Source organism: Tepidimonas taiwanensis (genome assembly GCF_020162115.1).
Classification (GTDB): Bacteria; Pseudomonadota; Gammaproteobacteria; order Burkholderiales; family Burkholderiaceae_C; genus Tepidimonas; species Tepidimonas taiwanensis.
The window spans coordinates 943,806-961,820 of record NZ_CP083911.1; the positions used below are offsets into that span (position 1 = coordinate 943,806).

The window sequence follows — 18,015 nt, forward strand, 5'->3', positions numbered from 1 at the left end:
GAGCGGGTTGGGGGCAGTCGGCCGGTAGGGCTGCAGCGACGCTGGTACGCACGCGCTGGCGGTGTCATGCAGACATGGCTGCGGCGGTCGCATCGCTCATGCCGAGCCGCAGGAGGGGTGAAGGATGCCACCCATCGGGCAGTGCCTTTGCGAGCGGTTCGGGTCGAGGAAGGAGGGGTGGCAGTTGGGCGCGTTGCCTGCTAAACTGGTACTGCCAATGGGTTTCTCGCACGACAGCGAGAATGAAAAGGGAACGACAGGACGGTGTTTCGATGGGGCCTCCCAAAGAGCGCCGAAGCTGTGGCTGCCCCCGCAACTGTGATCGGCGAGCCTGACGCCGCTGCATGTCACTGGCCAGCGTGCCGGGAAGACAGGCGTAAGGTGATGACCCGAGAGCCAGGAGACCTGCCCATGGGCGTGAAGTGTTGTGTCTGGGCGGGGTGTCCCGGAACAAGAACGATGCACGCGGCCTGCCATGCGCGGGCGGTGTTCGTGCAGCCTATGCTGCGCGCGTTCTGACGCGTCCCCCGCCTCCTGCGATAGGAGGTGTGATGTCAACTCTGTCACTGGCCGCGGGTGCTCGGTGTACTGTCACCGAGCCCGGTGTCGCGGCGCAATCGGTCTTGACGGTGTTCGATCTGGTTTGGCCGCAGCAGTCCAACCACCACGGTACCTTGTTTGGTGGGGCGGCGCTGGCTATGCTCGATCGCTTGGCTTTCATCATGGGCAGCCGTGCGCTGCGGGGAACGGTGGTGACCGCGGCGGTGTCGCGGTTGGATTTTCGTGCCCCCATCCCGACAGGGCAACTCATCGAGTGTCGGGCCCGAGTGGGTCGGCGTGGCGGGCGATCAGCGCTGATCCACACCCGTTTGGTGACGGAGGATGCGCTCAGCGGCGAGCGCAACGTCTGCATCGTGGGTGACTTCACCATGGTGCGCCGCGCCGATAGCGAAGGGGCTGCGGCCGATGCTGCCCTTGCCACGGGCAGTGGGGTGGCTGACGTGGCCGAGGCGGATGGAGATGGCGCACCCGCTGCGGTGCGTGTGGCCGAAATTGTTTTTCCGGGGCATGCCAACCACCGCGGCATTTTGCACGGTGGAGCGGCCATGGAATGGATCGCGAAAGCGGGGTTTATCGCAGCGAGCCGACACCTGCGGCGCAGCGTCGTGCTTGCCAGCAGCGAGCGCTTGTGCTTTGTCGCACCGGCGCATGTGGGTGACGTTGTCGAGGTCGATGCTCGGGTTTGCGGTGTGGGGCGGCGCTCGGTGCGGGTCAGGGCGCGCATGTGGGCGGAGCACCCGGCTACCGGTCAGCGCCGCTTTTGCACCTCGGCCAACCTGGTGTATGTGGCCACGGATGATTGAGATCGCCTGGCTGGGGCACCACCACACTGCCGCGTTGGGCATCCATTTGCTGGCGCTCGACAGCGACGACCGCTACGCGCGCTTTGGGCATCGGCTCACCGATACGGCCGTCTTGCGCTGGGTGCGCCGGATCGACTGGCAGCGCGACGGCTGGATGGGGGCGTGGTGGGCGGCAGAGGACGCGCTGGTGGGGGCGTTGCAGCTCGCGCCGTTGCCGACGGAGACGGCGACTGCTGGCACGGTGGAGGTTGCGATCACTGTGCTGCCGCTGCTGCGGCGACAGGGGCTGGCGACGCGATTGCTGGCCACGGCGCTGGTGGACGATCGGATGGCGCATTGCCGGCGGCTTTTGTTTCAACACGGGCATCCCGCCGTGTTCGCGCTCGCCAGGCGCTTGGGGATGTGTGCGCAGGTGGACGCTGCATCGGCAGCCGTATACCTCTCGGGGTGGTCACGGCAGGCGCTGACCGATCTCTTGGCCTCGATGGGGATGGGCGTGGTAACGGATACGGTCCCTCGCGGCACGGCGTGCCATCACGGATGAGGGGCACACTGGGCCGGGCGTCACCGCACACGCCTTGCATACGGTGTGCAGGTCACGACCGTGCGGGCTGCCCATGCAGGGCCTTCATCAGGACGTGGCGTGACGGGCGTGCGGGATGGTCAGTCCACACAGGCTCGGTTTTTGCGCCACTGCCTCCCGCATACTGCCCAACCATCGGGGGCTGACCTAAGCAGCCTCCGGTGTGCCAACGACCACCGCGCCGGCCGCGACGGGCACCACGGTTTGCGTCCGCATGGTGGCGGATGTTTTGAAGGGGCGGATGATGACCGATGTGGGCATGCAGCCATTTCCCTGGCGGCGCTTCCTGCGCCGGCGCTTTCCGGCGCACGCCGAGGGGTGGGTCTACGCGCAAGTGCCGCTGTGGTGGGTGGTGCTGCTGCTCGACCCGGCAGCGGATGCGACGGTGGATGTGTTTTACGCGCTGGCCTGCCTCATTGTGGCGGCAGGGATCGTGGGAGCGCTCGTCTTGCTGGCGGCGTTGTTACGCTTTCCGTGGGCGTTGCTGGTACCGCTGTGCCTCGCGTCGATGGGGGCGGAGGCGCTGTGGCGCAGGTGGGCCAAGCGGCCGTGGCAGCGAAAACCCACGCCGCGCCGCTGGTATCTATCGAATCTCGTGGCGCTGTGGCAGGGGTGGGATCGGTTCATTCGCCGACGGCCCTGGTATCGAAGACTGCAACGCAAGCTCGATGCACTCGCACCCGCAACACAACAACCTTGTCGTTGCCAAGGGCTGATCGTGTCCTCGAGGGATCAACCGGGGCCCACAGCGTTCGATTACGCTTGCGAACAGGCGGACAGCCACATGTGGCTTTGGTACGGCGTGGGATTCGTCGTGCTGTGGGTGGAGCTGACAAGCGTCGACGCGGCAGGCTGGCTCTGGGGCTTTGTCTTTGCGGTGCTGATGTATGGGCTGTTGTTTTTGACCCCTTTGCCGTTTCTTGCCGCGGCGATTCTGGGATTTTTCTCAGCCTGGCTAGTGGGCTTGGGTATGTCACCCCAGCAACGCGAGCAGGCGCGGTTGCGACGCGCGGCGTCTCTCGCTGCGCGCAAACCACCCCCACGGCATGCGTCTGTGCGGCGCATCCCTCCCATCAAGCGTCAACCCGCGTCGAACTGGCTGCTGCCGCTGCTCGTTGGGCTGTGGATCGGCTCTGCCTGGGGGGACGATGAATGAGCGCTACGCCTGCGCAACCCAGCATGCTCGAAACTCTTTTTGCCTTTGTCTCCGCACACGCTTGGGCGCAGTGGCTTTTCGTAGCGTTTCTCTTTCTGCCGCCGATGGTGATCGTTCTGGTAACCGGACAGCGCGGTTTGGCCTCCTTGGCCACGGTGCTTGGTTGGTGGGCGTTAGTGCTCATGCTCGCCTTGGCGATGGTTTGAGCGCACGCGCCGTGGCAACTCAGGCGGTAAGCAGCAGCCAAGAATCTGGATCAGCCCATCGACCAAGCCACGCGCCGCGGCCATCAGCGGCCAGAGCAAAAACGTCAGGACGAGCGCGACGGTCAAGGCGATTGCTGCGCCCCAAACCAAAGCGCAACAGGCACCGCAGCCAGCGCTGCTGCCATAAAAGGCATTAAAAGCGATGAGCCGGTGGCCGGGTGCGCGCGGATGCGCGCGTAGGCGCATTCGAGGGCGTAGATGGAATTCAGCGCCAGCGCCTCCCCGCCTTCGCACAGGTAATACGCGATGGCGTCATCGACGTCACGCAGCGCTTGTTCGCGCGGGACGATGGACTTCACACCGAACGGGTACCTGCCGCCTGTTTGACGCGCTGCCGCAGGCGGGCGAAATAGGCGTCGTCGGCCTCCTGTGCCGGTGGCGAGCTGGCGCCGGCCAACAGGAGCTGGCGCAGCTGCTGGCGATCCCGTTCCTTGCGGATCAGCTTGCGCAGATATTCGCTGCTGGAGCCATAGCCGCGCTCTCTGACCTGTTTGTCCTAGAAGGCCTTGAGCACGTCGGGCAAGGAGATGTTCATCGTGCTCATATCAATCACTTTGCGACCGTTGGCAAAGTTTGTCGAAAAGCGTGCCGCTACCCCACCCGCCAGCCGTTCTCTGTCTCCACCGCCAACCCCAGGTCGGCGAGTGCGGCGAGTACCGCCGCCACGGTCTTGACGGGCTTTTTGGCAAAACGCGCCGCGAGCGCCTCGACCGACTGTGGCGTGGCGGTGACGAGTGCGCGCACGGCGGCGATCTGCTCGCGTAGGGTCTTGGGCCAGGCAAGCGAGGCGGTCACGGCGGGGGTGGTGTCGGCTTCGGCCTCCAGCCCGGCGCTGGTCTGTATGGCGGCGGCACCCGCCGGGTTTTGATAAGCAGGCCGCAACCAGCGGACGAGCCCCTGCACCTCCTCGGCGCTTCTGCGCGCATTCAAGGCGACGATTCGGGTGAGCAGCTCCTCTTCCGCTTGCGCCTGTTCAGGGGACTTCGCCTTGAACGGCGTCGTCGCCCCAGGCCGCCCGACGAGCTCGGCGGCGAGATCGCCCCAGCCATAGGCGGCAAAGACCGCTTCGTCCAGCTCGTCGTGGAGTGTCTGGAGCACCGACACGAGGCCGTTTTCATGGATGGCGCGCTCCTTGGGGGTGAGGGGGTCGCCCGCGCGCAGTTTCTCCAGCACGTTGTAGAGGCCGGTCAGCGTCAGCGCTTCGTGTTCGACGAGCACGCGTTTGCGGTGCGCGTCGATCGCCTCCGCGAGTTCCCCGATGCGCGCCCGCAGCGCGGCGGTGAGCCCCGTGTCGGCGTCGGGGAAGGGGAAGGTCTCGAAGCACGTGGTTTTGCTGTAAACCGGGCGATCCTCCAGCGTGCCGCCCGCCGCGAGTGCCCACGCCACATGCAGCCGGGAGGAGAGGATACCCAGCGCGAAGGGGTCGTCGAGGGCGATGGCGATCAACTTGTCATCGGGCAGGATGGTACTGTCGAGAAACTGAAAGCAGCGGTGTTTGGCGACGTGGGGGGTGGCGACGTAGCGGGGGATCCCGGTCATGGAATTCCGCATCTTGGGTTGGGATTCGGCGAACAGCCACCAGTGTTCACGGCGCGTTTTGCGTGGGTTGTGGTCTCGTTCGGGCTTTACCCGCTCGTACAGCCATTGGAATACCGCCGGGTAGCGGCTGCGCACCTCGTCCGCGGTGAGGCCGTAGAGGTCGATCACCATCACGCCGCGCGGCCGGTCGGTGAGGTCGCGCCCGTTTCGGTAGGCCCGGATGTGCTGCTCCAGCCCCGGCACCCGGCCCAAGCCGAGCGCTTCGGCCTCGGCGGGCGTGACGATGAAGCCTGCGCCGTGTGGGATGACACCCCGGTAGCTTATGCCGTTGTTTGATCGCAACGCCGTGGCCCCGGCTACGTTCGCACCGATCGTGAGGTCGGGGTGGATGATGCCGCGGCGCGACGTGACGCGGATGTCGTAGGTGTCCACATCCTGACTACCGCGCGTGAGGAACTGGCCGCTCGTCAGGTGCGTGTCATTCAAAAAGGTCTTCGACTTGGGAGCCTCGATTGTGGCGATTTGTAACTCGCCCTCGTCCACGTCCGCCGCCCCCACCGTCATCGCAATCCGCACGGCGGCCCCGTCCGCTGCGTCGACCCACGGGTGGTCGGGGATGGCAAACGCGAGCTTGAGCGGCGTTTGCGGCGCGTTCAAATGGGCTTCCAACACGCGGCGGTTGAAGATCATCGTCACGCTGTTGGTGGTGATGAAACCGAAGCGGCGCGCTCTTCCCTGCCGCACCGCCTCCGCGGCCTTGTGCCACCAGTACATCACGAAATCGGCGCTCTCCGGCACCTCCGGATAGGCAGCGCGCAGCGCCTCCACGTAGCCATCGCCCAGCGCAAGGCGCATCCGTTTGTTGCCGATGAACGGCGGGTTCCCCACGATGAAGTCGGCTTCGGGCCACGCCGCCGGACGCGGGTTGCGGTAGCGCTCGATGGGCACTTGCGCGGTCTCATCGGGCACCGGCTCACCGGTAACGGGGTGGGGCTTGGTGGTCACGCCATCCCAGCGGGTGCGCAGGCGGCCCGCCTCGTCGGTCTCGTAGTCGACGCCGTCGTGGTCGATGAGCGCGTCGCGGTGCTCGATGTTGTGAAAGTCCCGCAGCACCGGGTCAGGGAGGTCATTGAGCCCCTTGTGGATGCGGTGGTGCCATTGCAGATAACCAATCCACAGCACCAGTTCGGCAATGGCCGCCGCTCGGGGGTTGATCTCCAGCCCCAGGAACTGGTGGGGATCGACGGTGACACCGGCCATCGCGAGCCGCCCCTGGGTGTCGCCGAGATCAGCCAAAAGGTTCAATACCTCGCCCTCGAGCCGCTTCATCAGTTCCAGCGCCACATAGAGGAAGTTGCCGCTGCCACACGCCGGGTCGAGCACGCGCACGTGGCAGAGCCGCCGGTGAAAGGCTTCGACCTCGGCGCGCGCTTTGTCGGGCTTGCCCTGCGCGAAGTAGTGGCTGGCCGCCACCTGCACGGTTTGCCACTCGGCGCGCAAGGGTTCGATCAGGGTGGGCTGCACCAGCCGCTCGACATACGCCCGCGGGGTGTAGTGGGCACCGAGCCGATGCCGCTCGCGGGGGTCGAGCGCGCGTTCAAGGAGCGTCCCGAAAATGGCCGGTTCCACCTGCCGCCAGTCGGCGCGCGCGGCATCCAGCAGTTCGTCGATCTGCGCGCGCGTGAGCGGAATCACGTCCGGGTCGGCGAAGAGCCCGCCGTTGAAGCGGCGAATGGGGGCCAGGAGCCGCGCGTCGAACCCGCCCTGGTTCATTGCCTGCCAGAAAAGGGTGAGCGCCGGGACAAACGCCCCGGGCTTGTTGCGCACGCTCTGCAACAGCCCGGTGAAGGCGCCCACGCCGTCTTGTTTCGGCAAGAGGCCCACGTCTTCGGCAAACATGGAAAAGAGCGCGCGCATGAGGAAGTGCGCGACGCGCTGCGCATCGTGTCCGGCGGCCTCCAAGGATTTCGCCAGCTGGGCGAGCCGGTCGGCAATGGCGCGCGTTACCCGGGCGGATTCGCGGGCAGGGTCGAGCTTGAGCGGGTCGAGCCAGAGGAGCTTGAGCCGCTCCTGTATCGTAGGGTCGGCAAGGTCCGCGAGCCGCACGCGGTGGTGCGCCGGATCGGGGTAGGGGACGTACGTGGCACCGGTGCGGGAAAAATCGGCGTACAGCTCCAGCGAGCGGCCCACGTCCACCACGACGATGAAGGGCGGGCGGCCCTCCTCGGCGGGCAGCGCCCGGGCGTAGCTCTCGGCCTGCGCGTGCGCGCGCAGCATGGCGCGGTCCCAGCCGCCCGAATCCAGCTCCAGCCCGGTTTGCTTGGCTTCCAGCACGAAAGAACCGCGCCGGTAAAGGTCGATGAACCCGCGTGTGACGCTGCCGTCGGCGTGGGCGATGTCCACGCGCCGCTCGAAGACGTAGGCGTTGTCCCGGGTATCGTCGCTTGCCGGTTCCGGGCGCGGCAGGCCCAGCGCTTCGGTGAGTTCTGTGAGAAAGAGCTGGTAGTTGGCGCGTTCGGAGCCGCTGGCGGCCTGCCAACGGGTGATGAAGGCGGAGATGGCGCTCGGCGCGTTCATGGTCAGGGGGCGGTATCAATCTAACGGTTCAGAGGCACCGCGATGCGTCGTTGCGGGCCGTACGCAACCAGACTCGATCAGCGGCTACCGGCGCAAGGGAAAGCCTGTGAAATCCTCTTCGCCCAACCTACAAAGGCCCAACGGCGTGAGTGGCGACGATGCGGGCTGGGCTGTGCGAAGTTGTGCAGAGTTTGGGCTGGAGCGTTTGTTTGGGATTGGCCATCACGCAATGTCCCGCTCTGCTTCAACACCCCCACACCCCAATGGTGCGCGCCCCGGCGTCGCTGCCGCCGTCGGGTGTGCGGCTGACCGTCTCGCTGCGCTGCCAGATTTTGTCTTCCCACGCGATGCCCGGGCGACGGTCGAAGATGACCAAGTGCGCCTCGTCCGCCCCCGCTTTGTCGGCGTAGTCGGCGGTCTGGGTGAGCCCCTCGGCGATGAGCGCATCCAGGCTGCCCTTGCGGTAGAGCTTCAGTTCGATCACCACCCGCTGCACCGGGCCGAAAAAGCCCTGCTGCTCATCCAGCGGCCACTCGATCAGCAGGTCCGTGCGGCGCCGGCCCAGGCCGTACTCGCGCTGGATGCGCCCGCCGCCGTTGACGATTCTTTGCAGAAAGGCTTGCATCAGCAACTGCGGGCCGGCTTCCTTGTAGTCGAATCCCTCGATCCACGCCTCCGAGTGCTCACGAAAAAACTGCTGAAACCCGGCGAGCAGCTTCGGCATGTCCAGCCGCCGGTCGGGGCGCACATACCACGGCTGCTCATACGGCAACACGGTCTGGATGGTCCACGTCAGCTCGCGCGGGATGACCTCGCGGTAGATGCGGTTGGCAATGCGGATCTGTGGGCGAGAGGCGATCAGCCCCAAGTCCTCGACGTACTGCACGTCATCGGTGGGAAAGCGCTCTTGCACCGGCTCACCCTGAAGAAGCGCGTAGACGATGCGCGCCACCCGCGCCTCGCGCAACTTGTCGGTGAGCTGATCCAGGTGCGTGGCGCGCGACTGGATGAGGTTCTCGCGTGCCTGCCAGTAGTGCGTCAACGTGATGGGCTGGCTGCGGTCCCTGAGTTCCCGCATATTCCAGGTTAGCTCATGCCCCAGCGCATTGACCAGCCACGGCTGCCCCTCGGTGTCGGCCCACAGCTCCGGGTAGATCGCTGGGTCGAAGCGCTGACCCGTCTCGGCCTCGTGCTGCTGCCAAAGCTGCTCGCACTCGGCGCGCGAGAAGTTGCTCAAGCGCAGCGACACGGCCTTGATGTTGAAGGCCGACCCTCCGGTGATGATCTCGCCGCCGGAGTGGATGCGGTAGTCGCGCACGTCGCGCACGCCGCACAGCACCACGGTTTGCGGAAAGGCCTCGGGGCGCTGGGCATAGCCGGCGCGGATTTGCCGCAGCAGCGAAATGAGCGTATCCCCCACCAGCGCATCGACTTCGTCAAGGAAGAGGACGATGGGTCGGTGGCTGTGGCGGCTCCAGGCTTCCAGGGTGGCGCGCACCCAGTCGGTGGCACCGGCTTCGTGCAGGCGTGCGCGCGCCGTTTGCGCCGCCGCCTCGTCCCGCCAGTAGACCGAGGCTGCGCTGGCCAGCGCGTTGACGATGGCGGCCATGCCCTCTGAAACGTTGCCGCGGGCGGCTTGCGCGGCCTCGATATTGCAGTAGAGCGCGCGATAGCGCCCTTGGACGTTGAGGTGGTGCATCAGCGCCAGCAGCGCCGTGGTCTTGCCGGTCTGGCGCGGCGCGTGCAGCACGAAGTAGCGCTGCGCATCGATGAGCGATTCGAGTTCGGCCAAGTCGATACGCGCCAGCGGATCGAGCATGTAATGCAGATCCGGCTTGGAGGGGCCGGCGGTGTTGAAGGTCTTCATGGCGTGCACGGAAGGGAAGCGCGGCGGACGCCGACGATTATGGCCGCGCCCACCACAGCCGCAGGCGCATCCCCCAGCCCGTGGTGTAGCCGACGGTGGTGTGACGCAGCGCGCCGTCGGCGGTGAGGACACCGAACACCGGCACGGCGCGCCAGCCGTGGGCGGCGGCGATGGCACCGTCGGGGTCGAGGAGGGCGACCCACGGCAGGCGGCGCTCGCGCAGGTAGCGTTGAACGGCCTGCGCGTCGCCGGAGCGGGTGGCGAGCGTGACGACGGCGTGCTCGCGCCCCAGGGCGGTGACGGTGCTTTCCTGGGCGCGGCAGATGCTGCACCAGGTGGCCCACACATGCAGCGCGATGGGCACCTGCGGCGGGATGCCGAGTTGGGCACGCAGGTCCTGCAGCGTGCCGCGCCCCTGCGTGCCGTCGGGCAGCACCCACGCCAGCGTGGGTGGGCCCTGCCAGTGGGGGGAAGCATCGCGCGTCTGCCATGCCTGCACGGCCAGGAAAACGCCGACGGCCATGGCCACGGTCAGCGCCGCCTCGCGTAAGCGTAAGGTTTGTCGGGTGAATGCCATGCCACATTGTCGCGGGCCCGCCGGTTGCGTGCCCGAGGAGACCCCATGACCACCCCGACCAAGTACCTGCTCGACGAATCCCAGTTGCCCAAGTTCTGGTACAACATCGCGGCCGACCTGCCGAAGGCGCCGCCGCCCGTGCTGCACCCGGGCACGCTGCAGCCGGTGGGGCCGGACGATCTGGCGCCGCTGTTTCCGATGGAGCTGATCCTGCAGGAGGTCAGCACCGAGCGCGAGATCGAGATCCCCGAGCCCGTGCGCGAGATCTACCGCCTGTGGCGGCCTGCGCCGCTGTACCGCGCGCACCGACTGGAAAAGGCCCTCGGCACGCCGGCCAAGATTTTCTACAAGTACGAGGGCGTGAGCCCCGCTGGCAGCCACAAGCCCAACACCGCGGTGCCGCAGGCGTTCTACAACGCGCAGGCCGGCACCAAACGGCTGACGACCGAGACCGGCGCCGGGCAGTGGGGCACGTCGCTGTCGTTTGCCGGCCAGCTCTTTGGGCTGGAGGTGCTGGTGTTCCAGGTGCGCGTCAGCTACGACCAGAAGCCGTACCGTCGCGCGGTGATGGAGACCTATGGCGCGCGCTGCCTGCCGTCGCCCTCGACCGAGACCGAGTACGGCCGGCGCGTGCTGGCGCAGCGGCCGGACCATCCGGGTAGCCTGGGCATCGCGATTTCCGAGGCCGTGGAACTGGCCGCACAGCGCGAGGACACCAAATACGCGCTGGGCTCGGTGCTCAACCACGTGCTGCTGCACCAGACCGTCATCGGCCTGGAGGCGATGGAGCAGCTGCAGATGGCCGACGCGTGGCCGGATGTGATCGTCGGCGCCACCGGCGGGGGCAGCAACTTCGCGGGCATCGCGTTTCCGTTCATCGGCCACGGGCTGCGCGGTGGCGCGCGGCCACGCGTCGTGGCGGTGGAGCCGGCGGCGTGCCCGTCGCTGACGCGCGGCAGGTACGCCTATGACTTTGGCGACACGGCGCACCTGACGCCGCTGACCAAGATGCACACGCTGGGCTCGACCTTCACGCCGCCGCCGTTCCACGCGGGTGGGCTGCGCTACCACGGCATGGCGCCGCTGGTGTCGCATCTGAAGGAGCTGGGCCTGATCGAAGCCGTCGCGTACACCCAGACACAGTGTTTCGAAGCCGGCGTGCTGTTCGCGCGCTGCGAGGGCATCGTGCCTGCGCCGGAGGCGAACCACGCGGTCAAGGGTGCGATCGAGGAGGCGCTGCGCTGCAAGCGCGAGGGGCGCAGCGAGACCATCCTGTTCAACCTCTGCGGGCACGGCCACTTCGACATGGCGGCCTACCAGAAGTACTTTGCCGGCGAGCTCAAGGACGAGACCTACGACGAGCGCGAGCTGGCGATGGCGCTCGCCGGGCTGCCGAGCGTGCCGGAACCGGCATGAGGCGACCCGCGCGCGACCGCGACCCCGGTCGCGCGCAGGGCTGACCGGCGCCGGGGCCTGCGGTCAGGGCGCCGGCGTCAGGGCTGCACGACCTCGAGCAGCCGGTCCAGCCCGCCCATGTCGATGGCGATGTGCGCCTGCTGGCGCACCTTGGGCTTGGCACGGTAGGCGACCGACAGGCCGGCGGCGGCCATCATCTCCAGGTCGTTGGCGCCGTCGCCCATCGCGATCGCCTGCGCGGGCGTGCAGCCGATCAGGTCGCACGCCTGCAGCAGCGTGCGGCGCTTCTCGGCACCGTCGCAGATGTCGCCCCAGTGCTGGTCCAACAGGCGACCGGTGAGCCGTCCGTCGACGATTTCCAGCTGGTTGCTGCGCGCAAAGTCCAGCGCCAGCCGCTCGCGCAGCCGGTCGGTGAAGAAGGTGAAGCCGCCGCTGACCAGCAACACCTTGAGCCCCGCCCCCTTGCAGGCGAGCACGAGTTCCGCGGCGCCGGGGTGCAGCTTGAGCCGCTGGCGGTAGACGTGTTCGAGATGTTCGACGGAGACCCCCGCCAGCAGCGCGACGCGGCGGCGCAGGCTTTCCTTGTAATCGGCGATCTCGCCCCGCATCGCGGCTTCGGTGATGGCGGCGACTTCGGCCTTGCGACCGGCGGCGTCGGCGATTTCGTCCACGCACTCGATGTTGATGAGCGTGGAGTCCATGTCGAACGCGATGAGCTTGAAGTCGCGCAGACGCAGCGGCGGGGTGATGCCCTGGATGCTCAGGCCCGGGGCGAATTCGGTGCGTGGGGTCATGGTGGTTCGGCGCAGGTAGGCAGCGCGAGTGTAGCCGGCAGCGGGGTCAGAAGGCGACGTAGCGCCCGGGGCGGTGGTTGATGGCCAGTGTCAGGTTCATCAGCACGGCGGCCAGCACGGACAGCGCCAGCCGCGCCCCATCCAGCAGCGGCCACGAGGCCAGCAGGATGCTGCCGTCGATGATGAGCTGCACCACGCCGGCGCGCCAGCCGAAGCGCTCCTGCAGCCACAGCACCAGCGTGTTGAAGCCGCCCAGACTCGCCCGGTGACGGAACAGGATGATGAAGCCCACGCCGACGAGCAGGCCGCCCGCGGCCGCGGCAAAGACGGGGTCGAGGTGCTGCAGCCCGATCCAGTGGGGCATGGCCTCGGTGAAGGCCGCCAGCAGCGCGACGGCCAGCACCGTCTTGAGCGTGAACGCGCGCCCCATCCGCACCCAGGCCAGTACGTAAAACGGCAGGTTGATGGCGAAGACCAGCGCCCCAAAGGGCCATCCGGTGGCGTAGTGCGCAAGAAACGCCAGCCCCACCGTGCCGCCCGTGACGAACCCGGCATGGCGGAACAGCACCAGCCCCAACGCGACGATGAGCGTGCCGGTGAGCAGCGCCTGGGCGTCGTCCCACCACGTGTGGCGCGCGACCGGAAACGGTACGTCGGCTTGCGTCATGCCGCCTCCGCGGTAATGGGTTGACCGAGCGAGCGCAGCACGTCGCGCACCAGGTGCGCGCGCGCGGACGGCTCGGCCAGTGCGCGTTCGATTTTGAGCCGGTCGTTGCCGGCGAGCTTGATGTGGCGGTTTTTCTGGATCAGCTCGATGATGCGCATCGGGTCGATCGGTGGGTTGGGTTGGAAGGTGATGAGGATGTGTGCGGGCGTGGCGTCGATCTTGACGACGCCGTAGCGGCTCGCCAGCACGCGCAGCCGGTGCACCTCGATGAGGTTGTGCGCGGCGGGCGGCAGCTTGCCGAAGCGGTCGACGATTTCTTCCACGAGGTGGTCGACCTGTTCGTTCGTCTTGGCGGTGGCGAGCTTTTTGTAAAAGCTCAGCCGCAGGTGCACGTCGCCGCAGTAGTCCTGTGGCAGCAGCGCGGGGGCGTGGAGGTTGATTTCGGTGGTGGCCGCCAGCGGTTTGAGCAGGTCTGGCTCTTTCCCCTCGCGCAGCGCACGCACGGCCTCGGCCAGCATCTCGTTGTAGAGCTGAAAGCCGATTTCGGTGATGTTGCCGCTTTGCGCTTCGCCCAGCACCTCGCCCGCGCCGCGGATTTCCAGGTCGTGCATCGCGAGGTAGAAGCCGCTGCCGAGCTCCTCCATCTGCTGGATGGCTTCCAGCCGCTGCGCAGCCTGTTTGGTCAGCCCCTCGATGTCGGGCACGAGCAGATAGGCGTAGGCCTGGTGGTGGCTGCGGCCGACGCGCCCGCGCAACTGGTGCAGCTGCGCCAGGCCGAACTTGTCCGCGCGGCTGATGACGATGGTGTTGGCCGTGGGCACGTCGATGCCGGTCTCGATGATGGTCGAGCACAGCAGCAGGTTGTAGCGCTGCGCCACGAAGTCGCGCATCACGCGCTCGAGTTCCCGTTCGGGCATCTGGCCGTGGGCGATCGCGATGCGCGCCTCGGGTAGCAACTGTTCCAGCTTGGCGCGGCGGTTCTCGATCGTTTCGACCTCGTTGTGCAGGAAATACACCTGCCCGCCGCGCTTGAGCTCGCGCAGCACCGCCTCGCGGATGACGCCGTTGTTTTCCTCGCGCACGAAGGTTTTGATCGCGAGTCGCCGCTGCGGCGCGGTGGCGATGACCGACAGGTCGCGCAGCCCCTCCAACGCCATGCCCAGCGTGCGGGGGATCGGCGTGGCGGTGAGCGTGAGCACATCCACCTCGGCGCGCAGCGCCTTGATCGCCTCCTTGTGGCGCACGCCGAAGCGGTGTTCCTCGTCGATGATGAGCAGACCGAGGTTTTTGAATTTCGTCTTTTCGCTCAGCAGTTTGTGCGTGCCGACGACGATGTCGATGCTGCCGTCCTCCAGCCCCTTGAGCGCGGCGGTGATCTCCTTGCTCGTGCGGAAACGGCTCATTTCGGCGATGCGCACCGGCCACTTGGCGAAGCGGTCCACCAATGTTTGGTAGTGCTGCTCGGCCAGCAGCGTCGTCGGGGCGAGGAAGGCCACCTGCTTGCCGCCCATGACCGCGACGAAGGCGGCGCGCAGCGCGACTTCGGTTTTGCCAAAGCCGACGTCGCCACACACGAGACGGTCCATCGGCCGCGGGCTGACCATGTCCTGGATGACCGCGTGAATGGCGGCACGCTGGTCCGGCGTCTCCTCGAAGCCGAAGTCGTTGGCAAACGCCTCGTAGGCCTGCGCGTCGAAGCGGAAGGCGTGTCCCTCGCGCGCCGCGCGGCGGGCATAGACGTCGAGCAGCTCGGCGGCGGTGTCGCGCACCTGCTCGGCCGCCTTGCGGCGGGCTTTCTCCCATTGGCCGCTGCCCAGGCGGTGCAGTGGGGCCTCTTCGGCGCTCACGCCCGTGTAGCGGCTGATCAGGTGCAGCTGCGACACCGGCACGTAGAGCGTGGCGCCCTGGGCGTATTCCAGGTGCAAAAACTCCTGCAGCGCGGGCGTGCCGTCGGGGTTTTTCTCGCCCAGGTCCAGGTTGACGAGACCCCGGTAGCGGCCGATGCCGTGCTGCGCGTGCACCACGGGGTCGCCGATCTGCAGCTCGCTCAGGTCCTTGATCAGCGCCTCGACGTCGCTGACCTGCTCCTGCTTGCGGCGGCGGCGCATCGTCGGCCCGGCGGCAAAGAGCTCGGTTTCCGTGACGAGCTCGATGCCCGCTTCCGCCCACGCAAAGCCGGCCGCGAGCGGCCCGGTGGTCAGGCCGACGCGCTCGGCGCTGGCGCGAAAGGCCGCGAGGTCGTCAAAAACCGGCGGATCGAGGCGGCTGGCGCGCAAAAAGTCGAGCAGGCTCTCGCGCCGCCCGTCGCTTTCGGCCAGGATCAGTACCCGCGCGGGGGTACGCTGCAGGTGGTCGTGGAGCTTGCGCAGCGGATCGTCAGCCCCGCGCTGGGCGGCCAGATCGGGCAAAGCGCCGATCACGCTCGCCCAGGTGTTCAGGGCCTCGGTGGCGGGCGCGGGGCGCAGCGCCCACTGCGGGTAGGGCTTGGCGCGGGTGTAGAACGCCTCGGGTGTGAGGAACAGCGTTTCCGGCGGCAGGGCGGGGCGGTCGGGGTCGCCGCGCACGAGCCGGTAGCGCTCGCGCGTGTCCTGCCAGAAACGCTGGAACGCGTCGTCGAGGTCGCCGTGCAGCACCAGCGCCGCGTCGTCCCCGAGGTAATCGAAAACCGTGGCCGTCTCGTCGAAAAAGAGCGGCAGGTAGTATTCGATCCCGGCCGTGGCCACGCCGTTGCCGATGTCCTTGTACAGCCGGCTCTTGGTCGGGTCGCCCTCCAGCAGCTCGCGCCAGCGGGCGCGAAAGCGCGTGCGCGCCGCCTCGTCCATCGGGAACTCGCGCCCGGGCAGCAGGCGCACTTCCGGCACCGGGTAGAGGCTGCGCTGCGTGTCCGGGTCGAAGGTGCGGATGGAGTCGATCTCGTCGTCGAACAGGTCCACCCGGTAGGGCATCGGCGCGCCCATCGGAAAGAGATCGATGAGTCCGCCGCGCACCGCGTACTCGCCGGGGCTGACCACCTGCGTGACGTGCTGGTAGCCCGCCAGCGTCAGCTGCGCGCGCAGCTTCGCCTCGTCGAGCTTTTGGCCGACCTTGAAGTGAAAGGTGTAGGCGGCCAGAAACGACGGCGGCGCGAGGCGATAGAGCGCCGTCGTGGCCGGGATCAGGATGACATCGGCGCCGTCGTCAGCCTTGCGCTGCTGGATGCGCCACAGCGTGGCCAGCCGCTCGGAGATCAAATCCTGGTGCGGCGAGAAACTGTCGTAGGGCAGCGTCTCCCAGTCCGGAAACAGCGCGCAGCGCAAGCCCGGCTCGAAAAACGGCAGCTCGGCGAGCAGCCGCTGCGCATCGGCAGCGTCGGCCGTGACGATGGCCATGGGGCGGCCGGCGGCTTTTTCGCGCGCGGCAAGCGCGGCCAGCAGCAGCGCGTCGCCCGACGGGGCGGGACGCGGCGAGGCAAAACGCTTGCCGGGGGTGAGGCGTGGAAGGTCCATGAGGGGCTGCATTCTAGGCGTCACCGATGTGTCTGACTGCGCCAAGTCGCCACTGCGGCCTGTGGCTGGGTGATGCGTCAGCCTTATTGAGGCGGTTCAGTCGCGACGCTATACTTTTACACCGGTTCGACACGCAGATATGTTGTGTGCCCCCCGCAGTGCTCCACAGCGGTGATGAAGGCAGGAGATGTGAAATAGAGCCGTGTCGGAACAATAGTACCGTTCCGCCGTTGAGCCATCACCGATAAGAGCCATAACATGAGAGACGCCGTCGTCTACGACGATCAAGACGGGGTCGCGCGCCGCTACGCTGTGCACGTTTTGGGGGCGGGTCCCACGCTGGTCTACGCCAACGGTTTTGGCTGCAATCAGGCAGTGTGGGCGGATGTGGCACCAGGTTTTATCCGGACGCACCGTCAGGTGTTTTTTGACTACCCGGGAACCGGGAGCGCCGATCCGCGAGCTTTTGAGCCCGGGCGCCATCGAACGCTTGCTGGCTATGCGGACGATCTCATCAATGTGTGCCGGGCATTTGGCGCGCCTGAAGGTGTCGTTCTGGTTGCCCATTCTGTCAGTTGCAGCATCGCCATGCTGGCGGCAATTCGGGCCCCCGATTTGTTTCGCGATTTGATTCTCATCGGCCCCAACCCATGCTTTCTTAATGCCCTCCCTGACTATCGCGGCGGTTTCGACCGGCAAGACTTGCAGGGGCTGCTGGATCTGATGGAGCGCAACCCTTTGGCTTGGCAGCCGGTGCTGTCGCCCATGGTGGCGGGTGAAGGGGGTGGACAGCCCGTTGCAAAGCGGTTGGAAGCTCTGTTTTGTGCCATGGATGAGGAAGTGGCGAGGATATTTGCGCGAGCTACGTTCTTTGCAGATAACCGTCGGGAGGCTATCCTCGTGCAGACCCCGGCGCTAATTTTGCAGCATCGGCATGATCTGCTCGCTCCGCTGGAGGTGGGCGATTGGCTGCAGCGGCAGATGCCCCGTGCGACGCTACGGGTATTGGATGTAGCGGGGCACGCTGCGCACATGAGTCACCCCGACCTGGTAATTGACGCCATGAGGCAGCGATTTGCGTCGGTCTGAGCAATTGTTTTCGTCCGTACTGGACGCCCTGCCCGCCTTGGTAGTGAGGACCGATAGCGACGGGCGGATCGAGCAAGTCTGGGGCGAGGTACGCCACGCCATCAAAACGGCTCCTCAGCGCGGGGCGTATCTGGGCACGATTTTCAGTCAGCCCGCGGCGATATTCTTGGAGACGCACCTGTGGCCCCTCTTGCGGCGGATGGGACGCATCGATGAGTGTTACGCGCCGATGGAGCACGTGGGAGGCGAGCCATGGCCGTGCTTTGTCAGCGCAAGGACGATGTCAGACGGTGCAGGTCAGTGGTTTGTTTGGTTGTTGTTTCCTGCTACTGAGCGAGCCCGTTTTGAATCCGAGCTGATTCAAGCGAAAGCGCAGGCGCAGCGTTTGACGGAGACCTTGAGGGTCCAAAACTGGCGGCTCGACACGCTCGCGCGAACCGATCCGCTAACCGGGTTGGGCAACCGGCGTGCGCTGGATAAAGCGTTTGTGCACAGTTTGCATTCGGTGGTCGGTAACGGGAAGCGTCGCGACGGTGCCTTAGTCGCCCCTGAAATATTCATAACAGCATGATTTTTCTTGTGTTATTGTCTGTTTGCGAGTACAATTTCCCCCAGATTTGATGGTCTGATGCGCC

14 protein-coding genes, 1 pseudogene and 1 riboswitch are annotated in these 18,015 nt (G+C 66.8%); of the genes and pseudogenes, 7 read left to right on the top strand and 8 right to left on the bottom strand.

Translation table 11 applies throughout. The features are described from left to right. Nucleotides 1–202 precede the first annotated feature (202 nt). Nucleotides 203–427, top strand: a riboswitch (cobalamin riboswitch). A gap of 202 nt (nucleotides 428–629) precedes the next feature. The 4 genes from LCC91_RS04360 (at nucleotide 630) to LCC91_RS04375 (ending at nucleotide 3,309) form a co-directional block, all read left to right on the top strand. After that, entirely contained in the window at nucleotides 630–1,364 is a 735-nt protein-coding gene (locus LCC91_RS04360) for an acyl-CoA thioesterase (protein WP_224441065.1), read from the top strand. Further along, entirely contained in the window at nucleotides 1,357–1,908 is a 552-nt protein-coding gene (locus LCC91_RS04365) for a GNAT family N-acetyltransferase (protein WP_052231632.1), read from the top strand. The genes LCC91_RS04360 and LCC91_RS04365 overlap by 8 nt, the downstream gene beginning before the upstream one ends. A 391-nt stretch (nucleotides 1,909–2,299) precedes the next feature. Beyond that, nucleotides 2,300–3,103: a hypothetical protein gene (locus tag LCC91_RS04370; RefSeq protein WP_224441020.1), complete on the top strand. Its 804-nt coding sequence runs from the start codon at nucleotides 2,300–2,302 to the stop codon at nucleotides 3,101–3,103. Beyond that, nucleotides 3,100–3,309 (top strand): hypothetical protein, encoded by a 210-nt coding sequence (locus LCC91_RS04375; RefSeq protein ID WP_143897838.1) that lies wholly within the window; start codon nucleotides 3,100–3,102, stop codon nucleotides 3,307–3,309. The genes LCC91_RS04370 and LCC91_RS04375 overlap by 4 nt, the downstream gene beginning before the upstream one ends. Before the next feature lie 122 nt (nucleotides 3,310–3,431). Here LCC91_RS04375 and LCC91_RS04380 read toward each other — a convergent pair whose 3' ends face one another. The 5 genes and pseudogenes from LCC91_RS04380 to LCC91_RS04400 all read right to left on the bottom strand — a co-directional run bounded on the left by LCC91_RS04380 (nucleotide 3,432) and on the right by LCC91_RS04400 (nucleotide 9,929). Beyond that, nucleotides 3,432–3,668, bottom strand: coding sequence for a type II toxin-antitoxin system RelE/ParE family toxin (locus tag LCC91_RS04380; protein WP_052231633.1), 237 nt, complete (start codon nucleotides 3,666–3,668; stop codon nucleotides 3,432–3,434). Next, nucleotides 3,665–3,913: pseudogene (locus LCC91_RS04385) on the bottom strand (ribbon-helix-helix domain-containing protein). Before LCC91_RS04385 ends, LCC91_RS04380 begins: the two are co-directional and overlap by 4 nt. A 47-nt stretch (nucleotides 3,914–3,960) precedes the next feature. After that, entirely contained in the window at nucleotides 3,961–7,485 is a 3,525-nt protein-coding gene (locus LCC91_RS04390) for a class I SAM-dependent DNA methyltransferase (protein ID WP_052231634.1), read from the bottom strand. A 244-nt stretch (nucleotides 7,486–7,729) separates the two neighbouring features. Then, the gene (locus LCC91_RS04395; protein ID WP_224441021.1) at nucleotides 7,730–9,352 is read right to left on the bottom strand and encodes an ATP-binding protein; all 1,623 of its coding nucleotides are present in this window, start codon (nucleotides 9,350–9,352) and stop codon (nucleotides 7,730–7,732) included. A gap of 37 nt (nucleotides 9,353–9,389) precedes the next feature. Further along, a complete protein-coding gene (locus LCC91_RS04400; RefSeq protein WP_143898552.1) occupies nucleotides 9,390–9,929 on the bottom strand; it encodes a redoxin family protein in 540 nt (179 codons plus the stop codon). A 45-nt stretch (nucleotides 9,930–9,974) separates the two neighbouring features. On the opposite strand from LCC91_RS04400, the gene LCC91_RS04405 reads away from it, so the two are divergent. After that, complete coding sequence (locus tag LCC91_RS04405) at nucleotides 9,975–11,345, top strand: TrpB-like pyridoxal phosphate-dependent enzyme (RefSeq protein WP_143898550.1); 1,371 nt, start codon at nucleotides 9,975–9,977, stop codon at nucleotides 11,343–11,345. Between the two features lie 77 nt (nucleotides 11,346–11,422). On the opposite strand, the gene serB is transcribed toward LCC91_RS04405, so the two are convergent. The 3 genes from serB to mfd are packed head-to-tail and all read right to left on the bottom strand — an operon-like array spanning nucleotide 11,423 to nucleotide 16,291. Then, complete coding sequence (serB, locus tag LCC91_RS04410) at nucleotides 11,423–12,139, bottom strand: phosphoserine phosphatase SerB (RefSeq protein ID WP_043701953.1); 717 nt, start codon at nucleotides 12,137–12,139, stop codon at nucleotides 11,423–11,425. 46 nt (nucleotides 12,140–12,185) lie between these two features. After that, nucleotides 12,186–12,806: a YitT family protein gene (locus LCC91_RS04415; protein WP_043701956.1), complete on the bottom strand. Its 621-nt coding sequence runs from the start codon at nucleotides 12,804–12,806 to the stop codon at nucleotides 12,186–12,188. Then, nucleotides 12,803–16,291, bottom strand: a complete 3,489-nt coding sequence (mfd, locus tag LCC91_RS04420) for a transcription-repair coupling factor (protein ID WP_143898549.1) — start codon at nucleotides 16,289–16,291, stop codon at nucleotides 12,803–12,805. Before mfd ends, LCC91_RS04415 begins: the two co-directional genes overlap by 4 nt. Before the next feature lie 258 nt (nucleotides 16,292–16,549). Between mfd and LCC91_RS04425 the strand changes: the two genes are divergently transcribed. Both LCC91_RS04425 and LCC91_RS04430 read left to right on the top strand, forming a co-directional pair. Further along, on the top strand, nucleotides 16,550–17,380 hold the full coding sequence (locus tag LCC91_RS04425; protein ID WP_082007632.1) for an alpha/beta fold hydrolase: 831 nt from the start codon (nucleotides 16,550–16,552) through the stop codon (nucleotides 17,378–17,380). Then, a complete protein-coding gene (locus LCC91_RS04430; RefSeq protein ID WP_143898547.1) occupies nucleotides 17,367–17,951 on the top strand; it encodes a nitrogen regulation protein NR(II) in 585 nt (194 codons plus the stop codon). Before LCC91_RS04425 ends, LCC91_RS04430 begins: the two co-directional genes overlap by 14 nt. The last annotated feature ends 64 nt before the right edge of the window (nucleotides 17,952–18,015 follow it).

Excerpts from the sequence above, each read along its gene's own strand:
- LCC91_RS04365 (WP_052231632.1), top strand. The coding sequence starts at position 1,357 with ATGATTGAGATCGCCTGGCTGGGGCACCACCACACTGCCGCGTTGGGC.
- LCC91_RS04375 (WP_143897838.1), top strand. The coding sequence starts at position 3,100 with ATGAGCGCTACGCCTGCGCAACCCAGCATGCTCGAAACTCTTTTTGCC.
- LCC91_RS04390 (WP_052231634.1), bottom strand. The coding sequence starts at position 7,485 with ATGAACGCGCCGAGCGCCATCTCCGCCTTCATCACCCGTTGGCAGGCC.
- LCC91_RS04395 (WP_224441021.1), bottom strand. The coding sequence starts at position 9,352 with ATGAAGACCTTCAACACCGCCGGCCCCTCCAAGCCGGATCTGCATTAC.
- LCC91_RS04400 (WP_143898552.1), bottom strand. The coding sequence starts at position 9,929 with ATGGCATTCACCCGACAAACCTTACGCTTACGCGAGGCGGCGCTGACC.
- LCC91_RS04405 (WP_143898550.1), top strand. The coding sequence starts at position 9,975 with ATGACCACCCCGACCAAGTACCTGCTCGACGAATCCCAGTTGCCCAAG.
- serB (WP_043701953.1), bottom strand. The coding sequence starts at position 12,139 with ATGACCCCACGCACCGAATTCGCCCCGGGCCTGAGCATCCAGGGCATC.
- LCC91_RS04415 (WP_043701956.1), bottom strand. The coding sequence starts at position 12,806 with ATGACGCAAGCCGACGTACCGTTTCCGGTCGCGCGCCACACGTGGTGG.
- mfd (WP_143898549.1), bottom strand. The coding sequence starts at position 16,291 with ATGGACCTTCCACGCCTCACCCCCGGCAAGCGTTTTGCCTCGCCGCGT.
- LCC91_RS04425 (WP_082007632.1), top strand. The coding sequence starts at position 16,550 with ATGAGAGACGCCGTCGTCTACGACGATCAAGACGGGGTCGCGCGCCGC.